Genomic DNA, 6235 nt, shown 5'->3' with positions numbered 1-6235 from the left:
AGCAATGTCGGATTACGGGTATGCCGAGCGACAGCGAGGCACCCAGTGGTGGGGCAAGAGCGTTTTGCTTACTTTTGCGCTGTTCAAAAGTGAGGCGCTGTAAAAGCGCAACCTATATTAGCCGTTACCTAAACAACGGATATGTACACAGAATCACTAAAACAAAAAAGCCCCGCAGTCCAAAAGGAGCGGGGCTTCATGGTTTAAGCATTCCAATCCATCAAGCCTGTGGCTGCCAGCCTCCACCCAGTGCTTTATAGATAGCGACGATGCCGTGATACAGCTCAATCTCTGCCTGAGCCTGCGAGTCCTCGGCCGCCAGACGCTCGCGTTCTGCGTCCAGCAGCACCAGGAAGTCTGCGGTGCCTTCGCGATACTGAATCGAGGCGAGATTAGCCGCAGCACGACTCGCTTCACTTTGACGAATCAACGAGACCAAACGTTGCTGACGTTTGTCATAGTCGCTAAATGCATTTTCCGATTCTTCCAGCGCCAACAGAACCTGCTGCTCATAATTCGCCAACGCGCCCTCGGCATCGGCATCGGCGCCACGAATCCGTGCCCGCACGCTACCCAGATCAAACGCTGCCCAGGAAATGCTCGGCCCCAGCGACCAGGCTCTGGCGGCTGACGAACCGATTTGCGATCCCCGGCCAGCGGTGAAACCCAGAAAACCACTCAGGCTGACGCGCGGGAACAAATCAGCCGTCGCCACACCAATACGCGCAGTGGAGGAGGCCAGCTGACGTTCAGCGGCGCGAATGTCCGGGCGCTGACGCAACACCTGCGTCGGATCACCAATAGGCAGCGCCTTGGCAATCGCCGGCAGTTTCGCCGGGCTCAGGTCGACACTCAGGCTTTCCGGACGCTCACCCAGCAACGTTGCAATGCGGTTACGCTGACGCACCTGTTCGGCTTGTAATTGCGGAACCGATGCTTCGACGGCGGCAAGACGCGCATCGGCACGCATGACATCCAGCTCGTTGCCTACCCCGGCGTCGCGGAGTTGGGCCGTAACGCCTCGGGATTCCTGCTGGTTTTTCAGGTTTTCCCGAGCAATGGCCTCACGCAATTGCGCACCGCGCAACTGGCCATAGGCGTCGACCACTTCGGCCGTCAGTGTGACCTGAAGCTGGTACAGATTGGCTTCGGCGACGTCCTGGTCGGCTTCGCTGGCTTCCAGCTCGCGCTGAATACGGCCGAACAAATCGAGCTCCCAGGCCATGTCCAGGCCCAGATCGTAACGTTCACTGCTGACACGGCGTTCAGTGATGCCTGGCTGCTGGCCTTTGCCCAGGTCACTGCTGACCCGGCTGGTAACAACAGGCATGGCGTCATTGCTGACGTCGTCGCGGATTGCCCGAGCCGCTTTGAGGCGGGCGAAGGCGACACGTAGTTCGCGGTTGTCATTCAACGATTTGGCGACCAACTGGTTCAAGCTTGGATCTTCAAACTGCTGCCACCAGATGGTTTCCTGATGACTGCGGTCAAACTTGTCCTGGGTCGCCGAAGCGACCTTGGCAGCGGCGGTGTCGGGAGCCTTGTAGTCAGGGCCGACAGCGCACGCCGCCAGCGCCAGAACCAGCAGGCTGGGCATGAACAGCTTTAACGAATTCATCAATGCGCCTCCGGGTTCAGGTTTTGCAGGCGTTGTACCTTGGCCGCCTTGCGGGCCTCTTTGCGCTCTACATAATTGCGAATCAGTACGTAGAACACCGGCGTCAGCAGCAGGCCGAAGAAGGTGACCCCGAGCATCCCCGAGAACACCGCAACACCCATGGCATGACGCATTTCTGCACCGGCACCGCTGGAGAACACCAGAGGCACAACCCCCATGATGAACGCGAAGGACGTCATCAGAATCGGACGCAGACGCAGGCGGCACGCTTCCAGTACGGCTTCCAGCGGCGACATGCCTTCGGTTTGCTTGTCCTTGGCGAACTCGACGATAAGAATCGCGTTCTTACAGGCCAGTCCCACCAGAACAATCAGTCCGATCTGGGTAAAGATGTTGTTATCGCTACCCGACAGAATCACCCCGGTGATGGCCGACAGCAGTGTCATCGGTACGATCAGGATCACCGCCAGTGGCAGGCTCCAGCTTTCATACTGAGCAGCCAGCACCAGGAAGGCCAACAGTACGCACAGCGGGAAGACCAGCAGCGCGGTATTGCCTGACAGGATTTGCTGATACGTAATCTCGGTCCATTCGTAGGTCATGCCGTTAGGCAGTTCGTCCTTGAGCAGTTTTTCCACGGCGGTCTGAGCCTGACCCGAGCTGTAACCCGGAGCCGCAGCGCCGTTGATCTCGGCGGTGATGAAGCCGTTGTAGTGCATGACTCGATCCGGCCCTGCGGTGTCGCTGACCTTGATGAAGGTTGCCAGCGGAATCATTTCGCCCAGATTGTTGCGCACCTTGAGCTGACCAATCTGATCGGCGTCCTGGCGGAACTGTTGTTCAGCCTGAACGTTGACCTGATAAGTACGGCCGAAACGGTTGAAATCGTTGGCGTACAGCGACCCTAGGTAAACCTGCAGCGTGTCGAAGATATCGCTGATCGCCACGCCGTGGGTCTTGGCTTTTTCACGGTCGATGGCAGCATCGACCTGCGGTACGTTCACGGTGTAACTGGTGAACAGCCCGGCCAGTTCCGGCACGCTGTGGCTCTTGGCGATGATGTTCATAGTCTCTTTATAGAGCTCGTCGTAACCCAGGTTGCCACGGTCTTCGATCTGCAGGCGGAAGCCGCCGATGGTGCCCAGACCTTGTACCGGTGGCGGCGGGAAGATCGCCATGTAGGCATCCTGAATTTCGCCGAACTTGCCGTTCAGTGCACCCGCGATGGCGCCTGCCGAAAGGCTGGCGTCTTTGCGATCCTCAAAAGGTTTTAGGGTCACGAACACGATGCCAGCGTTCGGGCTGTTGGTGAAGCCGTTGATGGACAGGCCCGGGAACGCTACCGCACTTTCCACACCGTCCTGCTTGAGGGCGATGTCGGACATGCGTTTGATGACGTCTTCGGTACGGTCCAGGCTGGCAGCGTCCGGCAACTGGGCGAAAGCTACCAGGTACTGTTTGTCCTGCGGCGGTACGAAACCTGTCGGTGTGGTGGCGAAACCGAAGTAAGTCAGCACCATCAGGCCGCCGTACAGCACCAGTGCAATGCCGCTGCTGCGAATTACACGCCCGACAATCCCCACGTAGCTATTACTGGCGCGTTCAAACACACGGTTGAACGGGCGGAACAGCCAACTCCCGAACATTTTGTCGAGGCCACGTGAGAAGCGATCCTTGGGCGCGTCGTGAGCCTTGAGCAACACGGCGGACAACGCCGGTGAAAGGGTCAGCGAGTTGAAGGCCGAAATCACCGTGGAAATCGCGATTGTGAGGGCGAACTGCTTGTAAAACTGCCCCGTCAATCCGGAGATGAACGCAGCCGGGATGAACACTGCACAGAGCACCAGCGCCGTGGCGATGATGGGCCCTGTCACTTCTTTCATGGCCCGTTTGGTGGCTTCAACGGGGTTCAGTCCGAGTCCGATGTTCCGTTCGACGTTTTCCACTACTACGATGGCGTCGTCGACCACGATACCGATGGCCAGCACTAGTCCGAAAAGCGATAGCGCGTTGAGCGAGAAGCCGAACATGTGCATGACGGCGAATGTACCGATCAATGACACTGGCACAGCTGCCAATGGAATGATCGAGGCCCGCCAGGTTTGCAAGAACAGGATGACCACCAGCACAACCAGGATCAACGCTTCGAACAGCGTATGAATAACCGCTTCAATCGAGCCGCGAACAAAGATTGTCGGGTCGTAAACGATGCTGAAATCCATGCCTTCCGGGAAGTTCTGTTTCAGCTCCGTCATCTTCGCCCGAACTTCGTTGGAGATGTCGATGGCGTTGGAGCCAGGGCGCTGGAAGATCGGGATCGCCACTGCTGGCTGGTTATCAAGCAATGAGCGTAAGGCGTACTGGTTGGAACCCAGCTCGACACGGGCGACATCGCGCAGACGAGTGATCTCGCCGTCAGCTCCGGAGCGAATCACGATGTTTTCGAATTCTTCTTCGCTGACCAGGCGGCCCTGGGTGTTGACCGACATCTGGAAGCTGGTAGCACTAGGCGAGGGCGGCGCGCCCAACTGACCCGCAGCGACCTGACGGTTCTGTTCGCGAATAGCGTTTACAACGTCGGTCGCGGTCAGATTGCGCGAGGCAGTCTTGTTCGGATCCAGCCAGACCCGCAAAGAATAGTCGCCCATACCGAACAACTGCACGTCACCGACACCGCCAAGGCGCGCCAGCTCATCCTTGATGTTGAGGATGGCGTAGTTGGACAGGTACAGCATGTCGTAGCGTTTATCCGGCGAGGTCAGGTGGACCACCATCGTCAGATCGGGCGACGCCTTGTCCACGGTGATACCGATGCGCGTCACTTCTTCAGGCAGCTTTGGCTCGGTCCGGGTGACCCGGTTCTGAACCTGTACCTGCGCGTTGTCCAGGTCAGTGCCCAGTGCGAAAGTGATGGTCAGGGTGATCTTGCCGTCAGCGGTGGATTGCGAGGACATGTACAGCATGTTCTCGACGCCGGTGATGGCCTGTTCCAGCGGAGCGGCTACGGTTTCGCCGATGACCTTTGGGTTGGCGCCCGGGAAGTTGGCGCGAACGACGACGGTAGGTGGCACAACTTCGGGGTATTCACTGATCGGCAACTGGAACAGCGAGATGGAGCCTGCGATCAGAATCAACAGCGACAGTACTGCCGCGAAGATCGGACGCGAAATAAAGAATTGAGAGAAGTTCATCAGTGGTTTCCCTTAACCGCGTGGCGCGGAGATGCCGGCAACTTTTTCAGGTGCTTTAGGCTTCACTTGCGGCAGGTTGCTGGCTTCCAGAGCCTGGCGTTGTTTGAGCAGTGCAGCGAGCGTCTCGGCGCTGGCCATCGGGGTCTCTTCCGGTGTGACCGGTTGACCGGGACGGACGCGTTGCAGGCCCTTGACCACGATGGTGTCGTCTTTGCTTAGGCCGCTGCGTACGATTCGCAGGCCTTCGACTTTCGGACCCAGTTCGACTGTGCGATACGTCGGCTTGTTGTCCTGACCCATGACCAGTACGAATTTCTTGCCGAGGTCGGTGCCCACCGCTTCGTCATTGATCAGCACCGCTGAGTAAACTCCGCTGCCAACCAGTTTGACCCGTGCGTACAAGCCTGGAGTGAAGCTGCCATCGCTGTTGTCGAACACCGCGCGACCACGAATGGTGCCGGTCCGCGGGTTGACCTGGTTGTCGATGAAGTTCATCTGGCCCTGATGCGGGTTACCCACTTCATTGGAAAGACCCAAGTACACCGGGGTGGCCTGGCCACGTTGGCCTTTGCGCGCCAGTTCGGTGTATTTAAGGAAGACACGCTCGTCAGCGTCGAAGTAGGCGTAGACCTTGTCGGTGGAAACCACACTGGTCAGCGGGGTGACATCAGCGGTGACGATGTTACCGGCAGTGATTTCGGCGCGGCTGACACGGCCACTGATCGGCGATGTCACGCGGGTAAAACTCAGGTTCAGTTTTGCCAGATCCAGTTGCGCCTGAATGGCGGCTACCCCGGCGCGGGCTTCCTGTGCGGTGGTGGTACGCGAGTCGGCCAGTTCGGCGGAAATGGCATTGTTGGTACGCAGGCGTTCACCGCGCTGGGCTTCGTTGTCACTGCGGTTTGCGGTAGCGCGTGCCTGTTGCAGCTGAGCTTCGAGGCGGCGAACTTCAGACTGGAAAGGGCGAGGGTCGATCTGGAACAGCACATCGCCTTTCTTGACCAGTGCGCCATCAGTGAAAGCCACTGAGTCGATCTGGCCGGAAACCCGCGGGCGGATTTCAACAGTTTCCGGTGCTTCGAGGCGTCCGGTGAATTCATCCCATTCGTTGACGGGTTGCTCCAGCACTTTCGCCACGCTGACTTTAGCGGCAGCAGGCGCGACCGTCGCTTCAGGTGCTCCGCCGCAAGCGCTGATCACCACCAACGCCAACGCGGCGAGAGGGAAGCGCAATTGATTGAATTTCTGAGCCATGGGAATGTCCGCCGGAATATTAAGATGGGCGGATTCTGTTCTTGAGGGTTGTGTTGCACGAATCGAATGAAACAAAAGTTAATATCATTCGGAATGATATTGAGTATGTCTCTGCCAGTAATAATCCGATGGTTTGCGGAGTTGCGCAGAATCCTGTGGGAGCAGAGCTTGC

3 protein-coding genes are annotated in these 6235 nt (G+C 58.2%); all 3 read right to left on the bottom strand.

Going from position 1 to position 6235, the window contains the following annotated elements; genetic code table 11:
* Window positions 1-220: 220 nt before the first annotated feature.
* From RX972_RS02210 to mexE, 3 genes are read right to left on the bottom strand one after another with little or no spacing between them, the layout of a single operon-like run.
* A complete protein-coding gene (locus tag RX972_RS02210) occupies window positions 221-1618 on the bottom strand; it encodes a TolC family protein (protein ID WP_316872407.1) in 1398 nt (465 codons plus the stop codon).
* Complete coding sequence (locus RX972_RS02205) at window positions 1618-4809, bottom strand: efflux RND transporter permease subunit (RefSeq protein ID WP_099269507.1); 3192 nt, start codon at window positions 4807-4809, stop codon at window positions 1618-1620. The genes RX972_RS02210 and RX972_RS02205 overlap by 1 nt, the downstream gene beginning before the upstream one ends.
* Before the next feature lie 12 nt (window positions 4810-4821).
* A complete protein-coding gene (gene mexE / locus RX972_RS02200) occupies window positions 4822-6063 on the bottom strand; it encodes a multidrug efflux RND transporter periplasmic adaptor subunit MexE (RefSeq protein WP_316872406.1) in 1242 nt (413 codons plus the stop codon).
* Between the last annotated feature and the right edge of the window lie 172 nt (window positions 6064-6235).

Source organism: Pseudomonas syringae group sp. J309-1, from assembly GCF_032582135.1.
Taxonomy (GTDB): Bacteria; Pseudomonadota; Gammaproteobacteria; order Pseudomonadales; family Pseudomonadaceae; genus Aquipseudomonas; species Aquipseudomonas quasicaspiana.
This window is presented reverse-complemented; position numbering and strand designations above follow the sequence as displayed.